We start from the raw sequence: 17,555 nt of genomic DNA, 5'->3' as shown, positions 1-17,555 counted from the left end.
ATTAAGATCGGATCAATAAAAAAAATCCCCGGTTTATGCCGGGGATTTTTTTATTTGGACTTGCCGGTTTATGTGGACTTACCACTAAGTGCGGAAAGCCCCATCATTCATGGTGGGGATGGATAGCACGGGATCCAAAGGACACCATTTTCTTGCACGCTTTTCTGTTTCAACTATACTAAACCCTATGCAACGCCTTCAAGCCTACCGATTCGAACTGATGCCCAATGGCCAACAGCAGCGCGCCATGCGCAGCTTTGCCGGTTCCTGTCGGTATGTGTATAACCAGGCATTGCACTTGCAGCAGGAACGGTATAAAGCGGGAGAAAAGAAACTGGGTTATGCCGGGTTGTGCAAGGTACTGACTGCATGGAAAAAACAAGCGGAAACCGATTGGTTGAATAACACCCCCAGCCAGGCGTTGCAACAGGCCTTGAAGGACCTGGAACGGGCCTACAAAAATTTCTTTGAAAAGCGGGCCGAATTTCCGCGCTTCAGGAAAAAAGGCCGTGCTGACAGTTTCCGTTATCCGCAAGGTATTCAGCTGGAGCAAGGCAATAACCGCATCTTCCTGCCCAAACTGGGCTGGGTACGTTATCGCAACAGCCGGAACGTTCAGGGCCAGGTCAAAAATGTCACCGTCAGCCAGTCGGCAGGTAAATGGTTTGTGAGTATCCAGACGGAGCGGGAAGTAGACCAGCCCCTGCCTAAAGCGACCACTGCCATTGGCATTGATATGGGTATTGCCCGTTTTGCCACCTTGAGCGATGGCAGTTATATTGCACCGCTCAACCGTTTCAAGCAGCATCAGGTACGGCTTGCCCGCTATCAACGGGCCATGAGCCGTAAAGTGACATTCAGCAGTAACTGGAAAAAGGCCAGGGCCAAAATCCAGAAGCTACATACCGGTATTGCCAACGCGCGCAAGGACTTTCTGCATAAGGCTTCAAGCCAGATCAGCCAAAACCACGCCATGATCGTGATTGAAGATTTGCCGATACGGAATATGTCCAGGTCGGCATCCGGTACCCGTGAGCGGCCCGGTTGCAACGTGAAGGCCAAGTCGGGCCTGAACCGTTCCATCCTGGATCAAGGGTGGGGCGAGTTCAGGCGACAGCTTGAATATAAAACCGCATGGAATGGGGGCTGGCTGATTGCGGTACCACCGCAGCATACCAGCCAGACTTGCCCGGCTTGTGGCCATGTATCAAAAGACAATCGCCAGACACAAGCCCGGTTTCATTGTGTTCAATGCAGTTTTGAAGATCATGCCGACAAGATCGGTGCGATTAATATTTTAAGGGCGGGACACGCCCGGTTCGCCTGTGAAGTGAGCGATGCAGTCAGGTCGCCAGCAGCAGGAACCCACCGAGGTGAGTTAGCCTCTGTGGGCTAAACACGGCAGGAATCCCCTTCCTTGGCCCCTTGGGGCCGAGCGTTAGCGAGAGGGAGGGGAGGATGTCAAAGCAATGTGGGGTAATCGCTTTGTACCAGATGGCGAACCCGGATGGCATCGGCAAAACGGGTAAGGCGGCCCTGGGAATTCAGCAATACAACGGCAACCGGACGACCATCCATTTGTGTTTTCATGACCAGGCAATCACCGGCTTCTTTAATATAACCGGTTTTTGAAATCTGAATTGTCCAGTTGGAATTTCTGACAAGACGGTTGGTGTTTTTGTATTTTTGTACTTTTCCATTACTGGTGACCACTTCATATTCATCACTGGTGGAAAGTTGACGAATAAGCGGTTGTTCTGATGTGGCCTGAATTAGCTTGACCAGATCACGGGGAGAGGAAACATTCATGGGGGACAGGCCGGTGGGTTCTACGAAGCGGCTTCTGGTCATGCCAAGAGCGCGGGCCTGTGCATTCATTTCGCGCACAAAGGCTTCCATGCCACCCGGGTAAGTGCGACCCAAAGCATGGGCGGCCCTGTTTTCAGAGGACATGAGGGCCAGATGGAGCAGTTCACGGCGAGTCAGTGTGGTACCGATACTTAGTCGTGAGCTGGAGTACTTGAAGCGGTCGACATCGGCATCCGTAATTTGAATTTGTTCATCCATGGGCAAATGTGCTTTGGCAATGACCAAGGCGGTCATGAGTTTGCTGATGGAGGCAATGGGGCGTATGGTGTCGCTGTTTTTGGAAAACAGCACCTCGTTCGAGTTGAGGTCAACCACAAAGGCCACTTCCGATTTCAGGGAAGCGCCAGCATCGGCCGAGCCGGTTACATTTGGGCCCGAAATGGGTTTGTTGGGTGTTTGGGCATGAACCACGGGTGCCAGCTGCATGCTGAAGGCGCAAAATGCACTTAAGCACGCTGACAAGGTTTTGTTCAGGTATTTTCGCATAGTCAAGGATAAATATAATTAGAATAGGGTTTTTTTCATTTTCAATTATAGAATTGAATATAAAAAAAGTATATATATTAAATAGTTATGGATGCTTTTTAAATTCATTATGAAGATATTCGGAATGTTGGACTGGTTTGATTTATAAGACTTTTTTTATGGGTGGCATGTGGTCTTGTGCTCCTGTCATATTGTAATTATTTGTATCAAAATAATTGGGGCGTGGCAATCCTGAGAGAGCCGGCCAATATTTTTGTCTATTAAGGTTTTTTCCGAGAGCCAATCGCCAAGGCAGGCTAAAATGGAGGCTTTCCATCCAGCTTGTTTTTTTGTGAACAAAAACGTGTCTATTTACCAATTTATTCCCGGTTCTTCAGTGTTGTCTGCGTTTAAACGCGAACGTCTTCTTGCCAAAATGAAATCGGCGGGTATTCCCGTTGCCAATGTAGTTGCCCGCTATGAGCACCATGTGCTTAGCGAGCAAACCCTTACCGAAGCTGAACAGCAGCGTCTGAAGCAATTGCTTGATTATGGTCGCCCTGTTAATGCTGAAGACATTCAGGATAAAAAAACAGTCAGTTTACGTGTCTTGCCTCGTCTGGGAACCATTTCTCCCTGGGCCAGCAAGGCGACTGATATCGCCCATAACTGCGGTTTGTCTGGCATTAAAAGAATTGAGCGCGGTATTGAATACCTGTTGATTCCTGAAAAAGGCTTGTTGGGTAGCAAACATTTTACCGAAGCGCAGCTTGCCAGCATTGCAGGCATGCTGCACGACCGCATGACTGAAACCGTGGTCGATGTCGATTTTGACGGGCAGGAATTGTTTAAGACGCTTGAAGGCAAGCCTTTGCAAACCGTGTCGGTGCTGGCACAGGGTAAAGCGGCGCTTGAGGCGGCCAATACCGAATTGGGTCTGGCTTTGTCCGAAGATGAAATTGATTATCTGGTTGATGCCTTTAACACGCTTGGACGTGATCCCACCGATGTTGAGTTGATGATGTTTGCCCAGGCCAACAGTGAGCATTGTCGTCACAAGATATTCAATGCCAAGTGGAAAATCAATGGTGAAAATAAAGAAAATACACTGTTTGGCATGATTCGTGAAACCCATGCGGCCCAGCCCCTGGGTACGGTGGTTGCCTATTCAGACAACTCGGCCATTATGGAAGGCGGGGTTGCCCAGCGTTTCTATCCTGATATTGCCGAAGCCGGTCCAGGCAAATACGCTTCACATGAACGTCTTACCCATGTTCTCATGAAAGTGGAAACCCATAACCACCCAACCGCTATTGCGCCGTTTCCTGGTGCTGCTACCGGGGCGGGCGGTGAAATCCGTGATGAGGGCGCCACCGGACGTGGTTCAAAACCCAAGGCGGGGCTTACCGGCTTTACGGTTTCCAATCTTCAGTTTGATGATGCCCCCGAGGCTTGGGAAAAAGACTCTCATGGTGCGCCGGACCGTATCGCGACACCGCTGGATATCATGATAGATGGTCCTATTGGGGGTGCTGCCTTTAACAATGAATTTGGCCGGCCCAACTTGCTGGGTTATTTTCGGGTTTATGAACAAACCGTTGCCGGAAAAAAATGGGGTTATCACAAGCCCATTATGCTGGCTGGTGGTATGGGTGCCATCGATGCCAGTCAAACCCATAAAGATGAAATACCTCCGGGTGCTTTGCTGGTTCAGCTGGGTGGCCCGGGCATGCGTATTGGTATGGGCGGCAGTGCCGCCTCCAGTATGGGTGTGGGTGCCAATTCGGCCCAGCTTGATTTTGATTCCGTGCAGCGCGGCAACCCTGAACTGGAGCGTCGTGCCCAGGAAGTGATTGATGCCTGCTGGCAGCTTTTGGATAACAACCCCATTATCGCCATTCATGACGTGGGTGCGGGCGGTTTGTCCAATGCTTTCCCTGAACTGGTCAATGATGCCGGCCGGGGAGCGATTTTTGACTTGAAACGGGTCAACCTTGAAGAGTCGGGCATGTCTGCCGCTGAAATCTGGAGCAACGAGGCCCAGGAGCGCTATGTACTTTCCATCCTGCCTGAAGACTTGCCGCGTTTTGACGCGCTTGCCAAGCGTGAGCGTTGTCCATATGCGGTGGTGGGTGTCGCCACTGAAGAGCGTGTGTTGCGTGTCACTAATGGGGAAGGGCTGCCTGGCGAGGCAGGTACCACCTCACTGGATCCCGCCACCGAACTGCGCCCGGTCGATGTACCTATTGATGTGATCCTTGGCAAACCGCCACGCATGTTCCGTGATGTCACCCGGGTTCAGTTAAGCGAAGCGCCTATAGATGTTACCGGTCTTGACTTTGATACCGTTGCCCGCCAGGTCATGCGTCATCCTACCGTGGCCAATAAAACCTTCCTGATCACCATTGGAGACCGTTCGGTGGGTGGGTTAAACGCCCGTGACCAGATGGTTGGGCCGTGGCAAGTGCCTGTGGCTGATTGTGCGGTTACACTGGCTGATTACGAAGGGTATCGTGGTGAGGCCATGGCACTGGGCGAGCGTTCTCCGCTGGCCATCATTAATGCGCCCGCTTCAGGACGGATGTCGATTGCTGAGGCCCTTACCAATCTGGCCGCTGCCGATGTTGCCAAAATTGAAGACATTAAGCTGTCCGCCAACTGGATGGCCGCTTGTGGGTCGGAAGGTCAGGATGCCGCCTTGTATGATACGGTACAGGCGGTCAGTCAATTGTGCCAGCAAGTCGGTCTTGCCATTCCGGTCGGTAAGGATTCCCTGTCCATGCGTACCAGCTGGGAAGAGAACAATGAAAAGAAAGAGGTCATTTCACCTGTCTCCCTGGTAGTGACCGCTTTTGCACCGGTTAATGATGCGCGTCAAACCCTGACCCCGCAACTGGTGACCGATCAGGGTAATACTTCCCTGATTCTTATTGACCTCGGTTTGGGTAAAAACCGTCTGGGCGGTTCCGTGCTGTCGAATGTCATCAATCAGTATGGCAATGAAGTTCCCGATCTTGAAGATCCGGAATTGCTGCGCAAGTTTTTTGTGACCATACGTGCGCTGGCGCAAGACGGTTCCATTCTTGCCTACCATGACCGTTCTGATGGCGGTTTGCTGGCAACCGTCAGTGAAATGGCTTTTGCCGGGCATACCGGTGTCTCCATCAATCTGGATATGCTGACCTTTGACCAGAATGTGGCCGACTGGGGAGATTACAAGATTCGTCCAGAACAGGTTGCCGTGCAGCGTGATGAAAGCACTATCAAAGCTTTATTCAATGAAGAGGCCGGTGCTGTCATTCAGGTGCGAGCTTCCGATCGTGATGCTGTATTGCAGGTATTGCGCGGTGCTGGCCTTTCCTTGTGTTCGCATGTTATTGGCAGTCTGAATACCCATGATGAAATTGAGTTTTACCGTGATGGCAAGCGTATATTCGGTTTTGATCGTGCGGTGCTGGGTAAGGAATGGAGTGAAATCAGTTACCAGATCATGAAGCGTCGTGACAATCCGGTTTGCGCCGTGGCCGAATTAAGTACCTGGGATGACAAGACCGATCCTGGCTTTACGCCGAAAGTGGATTTTAATCCCCAGGAAAATATTGCCGCGCCTTTCATTAATACGGGTGCGCGTCCCAAGTTGGCGGTATTGCGTGAACAGGGTTGTAACAGTCATGTGGAAATGGCCTGGGCCTTTACCAAGGCCGGATTTGATGCCTACGACATTCACATGACTGATCTTCTCAGCGGTAAAGCCAATCTGTCTGATATGCAGGGCCTGGTGGCTGTGGGTGGTTTCAGTTACGGTGACGTTCTTGGTGCCGGTGAGGGTTGGGCCCGTACAATCCGCTTCAATGATCAGCTTTCTGAGCAGTTTGCGGCGTACTTTGCCCGTCCAGACGTTTTTGCTCTGGGTGTATGTAATGGTTGTCAAATGATGGCAACCCTGTCTTCCATGATTCCGGGTGCCGAGTACTGGCCCAAGTTCACGTATAACCAGTCTGCCAAATACGAAGCCCGTTTGACCATGGTTGAAATTGCCAGCTCGCCATCCATTTTCTTTAAAGACATGGAAGGCACGCAATTACCGATTGCCGTTGCACACGGAGAGGGTTATGCCAACTTTGCCGAACAGGGTAACAAGGAAAAAGTGCTGGCGAGCGTACGTTATGTGAATAACTATGGCCAGATTACTGAAACTTACCCTGCGAACCCCAATGGCAGTCCTTATGGTCTGGCGGGTGTTACCACGGCAGACGGCCGTTTTAGTATTATGATGCCACATCCCGAGCGGGTTACCCGTAATGTCATGATGTCCTGGGCTCCCGAGTCCTGGGGTGTCAAGGATGAAGGCGGTGATTACACGCCCTGGATGCGCATGTTCATGAACGCCAGGGTGGCTTTAGGCTAGTACCCGACGGTAATGGTTGAAATGAATGCCCATTTGCCCAATTTGCAAGTCAATTGCGGGTTGGTAAATGGGTTTTTTTATGGCAATGTGCTCAATGGCTTGAGTGCATTATCCCTTAAGCGTATAATCTCGTTTTGCGCCCGGAGTCTTTCATGCGTTTAGTTCAAAAAGCGCTTACCTTTGACGATGTCTTATTGGTACCTGCGTATTCCAATGTGTTGCCACGCGACACCTCTCTAAAAACCAAATTAACCCGTAATATCAGCCTGAATATCCCGCTGGTGTCTGCAGCCATGGATACGGTTACCGAGTCACGCCTGGCAATAGCTATGGCGCAGGAAGGCGGTATTGGTATTATTCATAAAAACATGACGGCCGACGAGCAGGCCCGTGAAGTGGCCCGTGTCAAACGTCATGAGTTTGGTATTGTTATCGATCCCATTACTGTCACGCCTTCCATGAACGTTCGTGATGCCATCGAATTGCAAAAACAAAATGGTATTTCAGGTCTGCCAGTGGTTGAAAATGGCAAGCTGGTGGGTATTGTCACCAACCGCGACCTGCGTTTTGAAGACCGCTACGACGAGCCCATCAAAAATGTCATGACACCGCAAGAGCGTTTGGTGACCATGCATGAAGGCAGTACGCTTGAAGAAGCACAAACCCTGATGCATAAACATCGTCTGGAACGCGTGCTTATTGTTAACGACAATTTTGAATTGCGTGGTTTGGCGACCGTCAAGGATATTGTCAAAAACACCGAACATCCTTTTGCCTGTAAAGATGCACAGGGTCAGTTGCGTGTTGGTGCTGCCGTAGGTGTGGGTGAGGGTACCGAAGAGCGCGTAGCCAAACTGGCTGCCGCTGGTGTTGACGTGATCATCGTGGATACCGCTCATGGCCATTCTCAAGGTGTGCTGGATCGTGTTCGTTGGGTCAAGCAAAATTACCCCAAAATTGATGTTATTGGTGGCAATATTGCTACGGCAGCAGCGGCTAAAGCCCTGGTCGAGGCAGGTGCCGATGGCGTGAAAGTGGGTATTGGTCCCGGTTCAATTTGTACCACCCGTGTTGTGGCTGGTGTCGGTGTTCCGCAAATTACCGCCATTTCAGAGGTGGCCAAGGCACTTGACGGCACTGGTGTTCCTTTGATTGCCGACGGTGGTATCCGTTATTCCGGAGACGTTTCCAAAGCCCTGGTTGCGGGTGCCTATGCCTGCATGATGGGTGGTATGTTTGCCGGTACTGAAGAAGCTCCCGGTGAGGTGGTTCTGTTCCAGGGTCGCTCTTACAAGTCCTATCGTGGCATGGGCAGTTTGGGTGCCATGGAAAAAGGTTCTGCCGACCGCTATTTCCAGGAAGCCTCCAGCAATACCGACAAACTGGTTCCTGAAGGCATTGAGGGCCGTGTTCCTTACAAAGGCAGTGTGTTGGCCATTATCTACCAATTGGTGGGTGGTATTCGCGCTTCCATGGGGTACTGCGGTTGTGCTTCTATCGACGAGATGCGCACCAAGCCCGAGTTCGTTGAAATCACCTCTGCCGGTGTTCGCGAATCTCACGTGCATGATGTGCAAATCACCAAAGAAGCACCTAACTATCGTGCTGACTAAGCGTGTTTAATACTGCTTAAGGCAGGTTAGGTCGTCAAGACAAAAAACCCTTCCGACAAAATCCGGAAGGGTTTTTTTATGGTGGCGTGTAAATGCCTGTGTTGGCGGGTGAATATGTCGTGTCAGGATGACTCTACCCCAAGGGGTTTGGCTCTGGCTTAAAAAGAAAGTAGCAAATCAGCCAGCAAATGGGGGTGGGTAAAGGGCGCTGCGTGAGGGGTTGGCAGCTTTACGATGCTCCAGCCTTGCTGTTTTTTGGCCAGTACATGTGAATGGGCAACCGGATCATAGGGTGGGTTGGTGCATTTGTAATACGTAACCGGCAGGTAATTGCCCAGCGGATGATGCAGTTCCAGCTTGCTGGTGTAGGTGCCAATGGGGTGGGGGGTTAGCAGGTTTGCAATGAGTTCTGTCGTTTCTTCATCATCGGGATAGCCGCCCAATACCGGTCTTGGTGAGGGTAAGGCCAGGCCATTGCATTGGATTTGCGAAATATATTTCAGCTTTTCAACCGCTTTTTCAGGCAGGGTGTCAAAAACAGATTGGCCGTTTTCAAGCAGGAAACCATCCAGGAAAATCAATTGCCGGATGCGTTCGGGAATCCTGTCGGCCACTCCGCTTGCCACCAGACTGCCAAAGCTGTGCCCCAGCAAGACCGCGTCGTTAATGTTTTCCCATTTAAACACGTTAAGGATATCGGTAATGAAAGTCTCAAGCGTAATACTTTCACTTAGCAAGTGGGATCTTTCGCCCAGACCGGTAAGCGTGGGGGTGTATACCCGATGACCCTGCTCGCGCAAGTGTTCGGCCAGTGTTTGCCACACCCATCCACCATGCCAGGCGCCATGTACCAATACAAATGTTGTTGGGGTAGATTTTGTCATATTGTCTCCTGTTGCTGCTGTTTATTTGTTTTTTTTGGGAAAAGAAGCGGAAAAGGGCGTACATAAATGTGTTTGAAGGACAAAATACATTCATTTCGTACAGGACAATACATTATAATTTACCCTTTATCCTGTCTGTGCTTTTTGCACAAATTGCTACATTTAATTGGTCTTTATATGCATCAACGTATTTTAATTCTTGATTATGGTTCTCAGGTAACGCAGCTTATTGCGCGCCGTGTTCGTGAAGCGGGTGTTTACTGTGAAATTCATCCTGGTGATGTATCTGAAGAATTCCTTAAAGAACAGCAGTCACAGGGTCTTAAAGGTATTATTCTTTCCGGCAGTCACTCTTCCGCGTACGATGAAAGTTCATTGAAAGTGCCTGCACTGGTTTTTGAGTTGGGTGTGCCTGTGTTGGGTATTTGTTATGGCATGCAAGCCATGGCCCTGCAGCTCGGAGGCAAGGTAAGCTGGTCCGATCATCGTGAATTCGGCTATGCCGAAGTCCGTGCTCACGGTCATACTGCGCTGCTTAAAGGCATCCAGGACTTTGAAACGCCCGAAGGCCATGGCATGCTGAAAGTATGGATGAGTCACGGTGACAAGGTGACCGAATTGCCCGAAGGGTTCAAGTTGATGGCCTCTACGCCGTCCTGTCCCATTGCCGGTATGGCCGATGAGCAACGTCATTTCTATGGGGTTCAGTTTCATCCTGAAGTCACCCATACGATTAAAGGGCAGGCATTGCTCAGTCGTTTTGTGGTGGATATTTGCGGTTGTGAAGGCGACTGGAACATGCCCGATTACGTCACTGAAGCGGTTGCCCGCATTCGTGAACAGGTGGGTGATGATGAAGTCATTCTGGGTCTGTCTGGCGGGGTTGACTCTTCGGTTGCCGCAGCGCTTATTCATAAGGCAATTGGCGATAAATTAACCTGCGTGTTTGTCGATCATGGTTTGTTGCGTCTGAATGAAGGCAAGCAGGTCATGGAGGTGTTGCATGAAAACCTGGGTGTGAATATCGTTCATGTCAATGCGGAAGCAAAATTCATGGGTGAGCTGGAAGGGGTTGCCGACCCTGAAGCTAAACGTAAAATTATTGGCCGTGAGTTTGTTGAGGTCTTCCAGGAAGAAGCCGGCAAGCGCAAAGATGCCAAATGGCTGGCGCAGGGCACCATTTACCCCGATGTGATTGAGTCAGCTGCCTCTAAAACCGGTAAAGCGGTTGCCATTAAATCTCACCATAATGTGGGTGGCTTGCCAGAAACCCTTAATCTGAAGTTGCTGGAGCCTTTGCGCGAATTGTTTAAAGACGAAGTGCGTGAATTGGGTATCGCCCTGGGCTTGCCGCATCATATGGTTTACCGGCATCCATTCCCCGGCCCAGGCCTGGGCGTACGTATTTTGGGTGCAGTCAAAAAAGAATATGCTGATTTATTGCGTCGTGCCGATGCGATCTTTATTGAGGAATTGCGTAACACCATAGACCCTGAAACGGGTCGTAGCTGGTATGACCTGACTTCACAGGCCTTTGCCGTGTTCCTGCCAGTCAAATCGGTTGGGGTAATGGGCGATGGCCGTACCTATGATTATGTTGTGGCCTTGCGCGCAGTACAAACTTCAGATTTCATGACGGCAGACTGGGCACCGTTGCCATATCCATTGCTGGCCAAGGTGTCCGGACGCATCATTAACGAAGTGCGTGGTATCAATCGCGTGGTTTATGACGTGTCCAGCAAACCGCCTGCTACGATTGAGTGGGAATAAGTTGCGGGGGTGGGTCGCCCGGTGGGCGTACTGCCTCTGTTCCAAAACAAGATATTGAAACCATCAACGAGTAAATACATGAATACCAGCGAAAAAATTTATTCCGGCAAAACCAAAGACCTCTATGCCTTGTCAAACGGCAACATTCTTCTCGTTTTTAAAGATGACGTGACGGGCGATAACGGTGTCATCGATCCGGGTGCCAATACGGTTATTGGCAAGGTCGAAGGCAAGGGACGCAAATCCCTGGCCATGACTGATTACTTCTTCAAGCGCCTTCACGCCGCCGACATTCCCACCCACCTTGTGAATGTCGACCTTGAAAACGGTACCATGGAGGTTCGTCGTGCCGAGCCAATGGGTAAAAGTGCCAAGGGTGCTGGTGGCCTTGAGTTTGTTTGCCGTACCCGTCCCTGGGGTAGCTTTCTGCGCCGTTATCAGCAGTACATTGCTGATGTGAATGCCAATCTGGACTATCTGGTTGAGATCACTGTCAAAGACGATGAGCGCGGTGATCCACTGATTAACGATGATACCCTCGTTGCCTTGGGTCTTGTCAGTCCTGCTCACCTCAAACATGCCAAGGAACTCACCCGCCGCGTGTGCCGTATCGTTGAAGACGACTTACGCAGCAAAGGCCTTACCCTGGTTGACATGAAGATTGAAATCGGTCTGGTTGGGGATGACGTTGTTGTTATTGACGAAATTTCGGCTGATGCCATGCGTGTCATGGATGAAAACGGCAAAGTGCTGGAGCACGGCACTGTTTACGAAAAACTGATAAATCAATAAGGCCATTAACTCGATTATCGTTTGCATCACGATAATAGTCGGTAGTACCGGAATAGTATCGGGTACTGATAGGGTAAGCGGCAGTATGACCAGGCAGTTGCGGGTTGGCGAGCTGCATGTCAAAGCGCGGCAGGCTGGTGTTTCCAGCCGAGCCACGTGGGCGACTGTCCGGCTTTGTGCGGGCTGTTTCGTGGAGAACTGGCAAAGCTCAGAAAGAGGAGCCTCGGGCCAGTGCGACAAAGGCCTGTATGTAATCAATCGTACTATCGGTTTCGCGCAAGCCCACGAAAATCTGCTTGGCAATGCCATTGGGGCCCAATTTTATGGGGACGATGGGCAGTTTGTCGGCGTATTCCTCAACCAGCCAGCGAGGCAAGGCGGTTACCCCGCGACCACTGGCTACCATCTGCAACATAATATCCGTGGTTTCAATGGTTTTGTGGCGCTTGGGTGCGATGCCTGCCGGCAGCAGAAACTGGTTGTAAATGTCCAGGCGCTCAACGTCTACCGGATAGCTGATTAAGACTTCCTGGGTAAGGTGATGCGGCTTGACATAGGTAGCGTTTGCAAGTGTATGGTTTTTGGCAACCACCAGCACCTGTTCGTAGTCGAATACGGGTTCAAATTTCAGGCCGGGTTTGTAAAGCGGGTCGGGGGTGACCAGTAAATCAATTTCATAACCAAAAAGTGCCCCCATGCCGCCAAACTGAAATTTCTGTTTCACATCGACATCAACATCGGGCCAGGCACTCAGATAAGGCGAAACGATTTTCAGCAGCCATTGATAGCAGGGATGGCATTCCATGCCAATCCGCAGCGAGCCCCGTTCCCCTTGCGCGAACTGGCGCAACCGTTCTTCAGCCAGATCCAGCTGCGGCAGCACGCGATTGGCGACGGCCAGCAGATATTGTCCTGCCTGGGTCAGTTGCAGGCTGCGGCCTTCGCGTCGCCATATATCAGTGCCTAACTGCTGTTCCAGCTTTTTCATGCTGTGGCTAAGGGCTGACTGGGTAACGTGCAGCACATCTGCGGCTGCGGTCATGGAGCCTTGTTTTTCAACTTGCTGCACAATGGACAGATGGATACGTTCCAACATAATTTATGATTAATATTCATGGGTTAATGAAATAAGACCATTTTACTTCATATAAGTGCTTTCCTACAATGCTAGTTATTAAAACTGGAGTGACGGATTACAATGAGTAAAGCATTTGCATTTAGTATCAAGCGTATTTGTTTTGATGAAAACTATCATCCTGCAGAAAACACACGCATCACCACCAATTTTGCCAATTTAGCCAGGGGCGATAGCCGGCAACAGAATTTGCGCAACACGTTAAGGATGATTGATAACCGCTTCAATGAGCTGGCCAACTGGGATAATCCTGAAGGGGATCGTTATTCGGTTGAGCTTGAAATTATTTCAGTTGATGTGGATATTGAAGGTAAGGGAGTTCCCTTTCCTGTGATTGAAATATTAAAAACCAATATTGTTGATCATAAAGATAACAAACGCATAGACGGTATCGTGGGAAACAATTTTTCTTCTTACGTGCGGGACTATGATTTTAGCGTGTTGCTGCCTGCATACAATAAGGATAAAAGAGAATTCAGCATCCCGGAAAATTTTGGTGATTTGCATGGCAAGCTGTTCCAATGTTTCCTGAATTCGAATGTTTACAAGGAAAACTTTAACAAACTGCCCGTTATCTGCTTAAGTGTTGCTTGCAGCAAGCGTTATTACCGGACTGAAAACCGTCATCCGGTTTTGGGTATTGAGTATCGGCAGAATGAGTACTCTCCAACCGATCAATATTTTGAAAAAATGGGGATGCGGGTTCGTTACTTTATGCCTGAAAACAGCGTAGCACCGTTGGCCTTTTATTTTTGTGGTGATTTGCTGAATGATTACACGAATCTTGAGCTGATTGGTACCATCAGCACGATGGAAGCGTTCCAGAAAATTTACCGGCCTGAAATTTATAACGCTAATTCTTCGGCAGGCAAATGCTATCAACCACGTTTAACGAATTCCGATTACTCATTAACCCAAATTGTGTATGACCGGGAAGAACGCAGCCAATTGGCGATTGAGCAGGGCAGGCTGACTGAAGAACATTTCATGAAACCCTACAAAACCACGCTTGAGCAATGGGCGGCCGGTTACGCGCTTTAATTAATTAAAAAAGATATTTATGATGAAAAAAATATTACCTACTTCTACAGCCGGCAGTTTACCTAAACCTTCCTGGCTTGCGCAACCCGAGACGCTTTGGTCTCCCTGGCGGTTACAGGAAGAGCAATTGCTGGAAGGCAAACAGGATGCGCTGCGTTTGTCATTGCAGGAGCAAGAGATGGCCGGTATTGATATTATTAGTGATGGTGAACAAACCCGCCAGCATTTTGTGACCACGTTTATTGAGCACCTTAGTGGCGTTGATTTTGAGAAGCGTGAGACCGTGAGAATTCGTGATCGCTATGATGCGAGTGTGCCGACGGTGGTGGGGGCGGTGGCCCGCACAAAACCCGTTTTTGTTGAAGATGCCAAATTTTTACGACAGCACACCAGGCAGCCTATTAAGTGGGCGTTGCCGGGCCCCATGACCATGATTGACACGCTGTATGACAATCACTATAAAAGCCGCGAAAAACTGGCCTGGGAGTTTGCCAAAATCCTTAATCAGGAAGCCAAAGAATTAGAGGCTGCCGGTGTCGATATCATCCAGTTTGACGAGCCTGCATTTAATGTTTTCTTTGATGATGTGAATGATTGGGGTATTGCCACCCTTGAAAGGGCCATTGAAGGACTGAAATGTGAAACTGCCGTGCATATTTGCTATGGTTACGGGATTAAAGCCAATACGGACTGGAAAAAGACGCTGGGTTCAGAGTGGCGCCAATATGAAGAATCTTTTCCAAAGTTGCAAAAATCCAAAGTGGATATCATCTCGCTGGAATGCCATAACTCCCGCGTTCCCATGGATCTCATCGAGCTTATCAGGGGCAAGAAAGTGATGGTGGGGGCCATTGATGTGGCCAGCAATACCATCGAAACGCCCGAAGAGGTTGCCAATACCCTGCGAAAAGCCCTTCAGTTTGTGGATGCCGACAAGCTTTATCCTTGTACCAATTGCGGAATGGCTCCTTTGTCCCGTGAGGTCGCAAGAGGCAAGTTGCATGCCTTAACAGCTGGCGCGGATATTGTACGTAAAGAACTTTAATGTTTTCAGTGTCCTGAAGAATGAACTTTGTGGCATACCAGGTTAATTCAGAGAGGCTACCAGGCTCCCACGTAGAGCATGGGCGTTAATCGTAGCGTGGGAGCCAGTTGTCAGCTTGTCCCCATGCTCGGCGTGGGGACAACCACGTATTCTTATAAATCCCGATTTTAATAACTCGGGCATGAGGACAGGATGGGTCCTTTGCTTGTTTTTATCTTGCCATCCACTTTATCTTTTGCATCCACTCTTACTTTGAGCCCGTTTTTCATCATGTTTTTTAGAGAGTCGTCACCGCACATGAGTCGTTGCATTTGATCAAGGGGTGACATGATGGCGGTTTGCGGGTAGGCATCCAGGTCTCTGCGCATGGTAAAAACCTGTACTGGGCCTTCCTTGCCTTTATAAGAAAGTTCCCAGCCTTTGGGGGTGGACATGGTTTCCATATAAAACGCGGCAATCAGCGGGCCCGAGAATGTTTCGGCAAAAACCGTAGTTGTGCTGACAGTTAATAAACCGGCAATGAGATATTTTTTCATAATGGATTTCCTTTTGAAGTGTTGTTTCGGCATAGTATATGGAAAACCATTGAAAATACCAGCCTAACTTACCCTTGGTTTTCACTTTATTTGACTGGCGATATATAGAAAAGACTGATGCCGATATTTGCAAACTCCCAAGCTTGCTATTTTCATGATGTCCAGGCATTTTTGTGCCATCAATTTTTGAAAAGTATAGAATCTAGGCTGCTATCGTACTCGTTTTCATGCTCCTGTGTGGGAACGCAGAATATAGAATTTTGACTGCTATTAATAATAGAGTGGGAGTAACTCCAGGTGTCACTGGCAGACAGGCATGAAATGTTCATGCAAATGGCTTTACAGCAGGCGCAACTGGCTTATGAGTGCGCAGAAGTGCCTGTGGGTGCAGTGGTGGTTAATAGTGCTGGTGAAGTGATTGGCAAGGGCTACAATCGCACCATTATTGACTCAGATCCCACTGCGCATGCGGAAATTGTTGCCTTGCGTCAGGCGGCGGCTCACGAGAAGAATTATCGTTTGCCCGACCTGACTGTTTATGTAACACTTGAACCTTGTGTTATGTGCATAGGGGCATTAACGCATGCAAGGATTGCCCATGTGGTTTATGGTGCATCGGATCCAAAAACAGGAGCCTGTGGCAGTGTGTTGTGCATTCAGGCCAATAAAAAAATCAATCATCACACAAGAATTACGTCGGGTGTTTTGGAGCGGGCATGCGCAGAAAAACTGCGCCATTTTTTCAGGGAACGCAGGAAAGGATCAAAATTATGAACGCAAGTGCAGAACATCACAACAAGAAAGACAAAACCCAGGAAGACATTGAGCGTTTAAACGATGTGCAGATTTTGCTGGATGAGGCCGATGACGTCCCCGTGCCCATCTCGGTTTACGACGATCCGATTGGTTTGTACCTGCTTTCCCCCTCAGGTGCCTTGCCGGATCCGGCCAAGCTGGCTCTGGCTGAAAAGCGCCTGACTAAAATGGGCTTCAAGGTCAAGATAGACAAGGCGGCAGATGCCAAGCACTTGCGTTTTGCCGGTACCGACAAACAAAGGGCCCAGGCGTTTTCCCGTGCGGCCAAAGACAGCAGCACGGTAGTGATGGCAACCCGTGGCGGATATGGTATTAGCCGGATCCTGCACCAGATTGATTGGAAACTGCTCGAGAATAACCCCAAAAAATATATCGGTTATAGCGATTTCACCGCTTTCAACCTGGCATTATTGGCAAAAACCGGCTTAAGCAGCTATACCGGCCCAGCCGCAGTCTCCGACTTCGGTAATAAAAAAATAGATGACCTGACTGCCGAGATTTTTGTCGAAAGCATGCGCGGTGAGTTGGAAATCCTGAGTTTTGAGTCGCCAGACTCGGATGCGGTGGATGCCAGGGGAACGCTTTGGGGAGGTAACCTGGCCATGATTGCATCACTGGTTGGCACGCCCTATTTACCCAAGATTAAAAATGGCATTTTGTTTCTTGAGGATGTGGGTGAGCATCCCTACCGGGTTGAACGGATGCTGACGCATTTGTTGCATGCCGGTATTTTGCACAAACAAAAGGCCATTGTGTTGGGGCACATTACCGATTACAAGTTGGCTGAAAATGATAACGGCTACGATATGCCCCATGTCATCAAGTGGCTGAAAGAGCAGGTGAATGTACCGCTTGTGTATGGTCTGCCTTATGGCCATGGCGATGTCAGGGTGACCTTGCCGATTGGCAAAAAGGTGGGGATTGCCACGGAAGACGGAATGGCGTATTTGGTGCTGGAAGAGCATGAACATACTCATGACGCAGAGGCAGCCATAGATGACCTGGAGGGGTATGATCACTTTCATGAGGGTGTGCACTTGCATATACATGAAGAGCCCAAGCCCGAGAACAATAAAAAATCCGGCAAAAAGAAGAAAAAATAATCACCGATTCTTCCCGTCAAGAATGACGGGTAGTTTCGCACAAAACAGGTGAATTATTAAAAAAGGTATTATTTTCAA

General features: G+C 49.5%; 13 protein-coding genes. 9 read left to right on the top strand and 4 right to left on the bottom strand.

Annotation, left to right across the window (positions count from 1 at the left end):
• Nucleotides 1–187 precede the first annotated feature (187 nt).
• A complete protein-coding gene (locus HCX92_RS09915; protein WP_169294807.1) occupies nt 188–1,396 on the top strand; it encodes an RNA-guided endonuclease TnpB family protein in 1,209 nt (402 codons plus the stop codon).
• 65 nt (nt 1,397–1,461) lie between these two features.
• Here HCX92_RS09915 and pbpG read toward each other — a convergent pair whose 3' ends face one another.
• Nucleotides 1,462–2,295: a D-alanyl-D-alanine endopeptidase gene (gene pbpG / locus HCX92_RS09910; RefSeq protein WP_248290040.1), complete on the bottom strand. Its 834-nt coding sequence runs from the start codon at nt 2,293–2,295 to the stop codon at nt 1,462–1,464.
• Nucleotides 2,296–2,698: 403 nt separating this feature from the next.
• Between pbpG and purL the strand changes: the two genes are divergently transcribed.
• Nucleotides 2,699–6,742, top strand: a complete 4,044-nt coding sequence (gene purL / locus HCX92_RS09905; RefSeq protein WP_169294806.1) for a phosphoribosylformylglycinamidine synthase — start codon at nt 2,699–2,701, stop codon at nt 6,740–6,742.
• A 152-nt stretch (nt 6,743–6,894) separates the two neighbouring features.
• A complete protein-coding gene (gene guaB, locus HCX92_RS09900; protein ID WP_169294805.1) occupies nt 6,895–8,355 on the top strand; it encodes an IMP dehydrogenase in 1,461 nt (486 codons plus the stop codon).
• A 158-nt stretch (nt 8,356–8,513) separates the two neighbouring features.
• Here guaB and HCX92_RS09895 read toward each other — a convergent pair whose 3' ends face one another.
• Entirely contained in the window at nt 8,514–9,239 is a 726-nt protein-coding gene (locus tag HCX92_RS09895; protein WP_169294804.1) for an alpha/beta fold hydrolase, read from the bottom strand.
• A 177-nt stretch (nt 9,240–9,416) separates the two neighbouring features.
• Between HCX92_RS09895 and guaA the strand changes: the two genes are divergently transcribed.
• Together guaA and HCX92_RS09885 are read left to right on the top strand one after the other, a co-directional pair.
• Complete coding sequence (guaA, locus tag HCX92_RS09890; protein ID WP_169294803.1) at nt 9,417–11,009, top strand: glutamine-hydrolyzing GMP synthase; 1,593 nt, start codon at nt 9,417–9,419, stop codon at nt 11,007–11,009.
• A gap of 78 nt (nt 11,010–11,087) precedes the next feature.
• Nucleotides 11,088–11,801: a phosphoribosylaminoimidazolesuccinocarboxamide synthase gene (locus HCX92_RS09885; RefSeq protein ID WP_169294802.1), complete on the top strand. Its 714-nt coding sequence runs from the start codon at nt 11,088–11,090 to the stop codon at nt 11,799–11,801.
• A 208-nt stretch (nt 11,802–12,009) separates the two neighbouring features.
• Here HCX92_RS09885 and HCX92_RS09880 read toward each other — a convergent pair whose 3' ends face one another.
• Entirely contained in the window at nt 12,010–12,897 is an 888-nt protein-coding gene (locus tag HCX92_RS09880; protein ID WP_169294801.1) for a LysR family transcriptional regulator, read from the bottom strand.
• Between the two features lie 102 nt (nt 12,898–12,999).
• Here HCX92_RS09880 and HCX92_RS09875 point away from each other — a divergent pair, with 102 nt between their 5' ends.
• Together HCX92_RS09875 and HCX92_RS09870 are read left to right on the top strand one after the other, a co-directional pair.
• Nucleotides 13,000–13,977 carry a DUF1852 domain-containing protein gene (locus HCX92_RS09875; RefSeq protein ID WP_169294800.1) on the top strand — a complete coding sequence of 326 codons (978 nt, stop codon included), beginning with the start codon at nt 13,000–13,002 and terminating at the stop codon, nt 13,975–13,977.
• Between the two features lie 22 nt (nt 13,978–13,999).
• Entirely contained in the window at nt 14,000–15,022 is a 1,023-nt protein-coding gene (locus tag HCX92_RS09870) for a methionine synthase (protein ID WP_211182361.1), read from the top strand.
• A 167-nt stretch (nt 15,023–15,189) separates the two neighbouring features.
• Here the strand turns inward: HCX92_RS09870 and HCX92_RS09865 are convergent, their stop codons facing one another.
• Nucleotides 15,190–15,558, bottom strand: a complete 369-nt coding sequence (locus HCX92_RS09865) for a hypothetical protein (RefSeq protein ID WP_169294798.1) — start codon at nt 15,556–15,558, stop codon at nt 15,190–15,192.
• A 321-nt stretch (nt 15,559–15,879) separates the two neighbouring features.
• Here HCX92_RS09865 and tadA point away from each other — a divergent pair, with 321 nt between their 5' ends.
• Together tadA and HCX92_RS09855 are read left to right on the top strand one after the other, a co-directional pair.
• Nucleotides 15,880–16,332, top strand: a complete 453-nt coding sequence (gene tadA / locus HCX92_RS09860; protein WP_256368586.1) for a tRNA adenosine(34) deaminase TadA — start codon at nt 15,880–15,882, stop codon at nt 16,330–16,332.
• Nucleotides 16,329–17,477 (top strand): LD-carboxypeptidase, encoded by a 1,149-nt coding sequence (locus HCX92_RS09855; protein ID WP_169294796.1) that lies wholly within the window; start codon nt 16,329–16,331, stop codon nt 17,475–17,477. Before tadA ends, HCX92_RS09855 begins: the two co-directional genes overlap by 4 nt.
• Nucleotides 17,478–17,555 lie beyond the last annotated feature (78 nt).

The sequence above is a fragment of the Advenella sp. EE-W14 genome, from assembly GCF_012923605.1.
GTDB lineage: Bacteria > Pseudomonadota > Gammaproteobacteria > Burkholderiales > Burkholderiaceae_B > Advenella > Advenella alkanexedens.
The sequence above is the reverse complement of the archived record's forward strand: the minus strand, read 5'-3'. Positions and strand labels throughout refer to the sequence as shown.

Excerpts from the sequence above, each read along its gene's own strand:
- HCX92_RS09915 (WP_169294807.1), top strand. The coding sequence starts at position 188 with ATGCAACGCCTTCAAGCCTACCGATTCGAACTGATGCCCAATGGCCAA.
- pbpG (WP_248290040.1), bottom strand. The coding sequence starts at position 2,295 with ATGCAGCTGGCACCCGTGGTTCATGCCCAAACACCCAACAAACCCATT.
- guaB (WP_169294805.1), top strand. The coding sequence starts at position 6,895 with ATGCGTTTAGTTCAAAAAGCGCTTACCTTTGACGATGTCTTATTGGTA.
- HCX92_RS09895 (WP_169294804.1), bottom strand. The coding sequence starts at position 9,239 with ATGACAAAATCTACCCCAACAACATTTGTATTGGTACATGGCGCCTGG.
- guaA (WP_169294803.1), top strand. The coding sequence starts at position 9,417 with ATGCATCAACGTATTTTAATTCTTGATTATGGTTCTCAGGTAACGCAG.
- HCX92_RS09885 (WP_169294802.1), top strand. The coding sequence starts at position 11,088 with ATGAATACCAGCGAAAAAATTTATTCCGGCAAAACCAAAGACCTCTAT.
- HCX92_RS09880 (WP_169294801.1), bottom strand. The coding sequence starts at position 12,897 with ATGTTGGAACGTATCCATCTGTCCATTGTGCAGCAAGTTGAAAAACAA.
- HCX92_RS09875 (WP_169294800.1), top strand. The coding sequence starts at position 13,000 with ATGAGTAAAGCATTTGCATTTAGTATCAAGCGTATTTGTTTTGATGAA.
- HCX92_RS09870 (WP_211182361.1), top strand. The coding sequence starts at position 14,000 with ATGAAAAAAATATTACCTACTTCTACAGCCGGCAGTTTACCTAAACCT.
- HCX92_RS09865 (WP_169294798.1), bottom strand. The coding sequence starts at position 15,558 with ATGAAAAAATATCTCATTGCCGGTTTATTAACTGTCAGCACAACTACG.
- tadA (WP_256368586.1), top strand. The coding sequence starts at position 15,880 with ATGTTCATGCAAATGGCTTTACAGCAGGCGCAACTGGCTTATGAGTGC.
- HCX92_RS09855 (WP_169294796.1), top strand. The coding sequence starts at position 16,329 with ATGAACGCAAGTGCAGAACATCACAACAAGAAAGACAAAACCCAGGAA.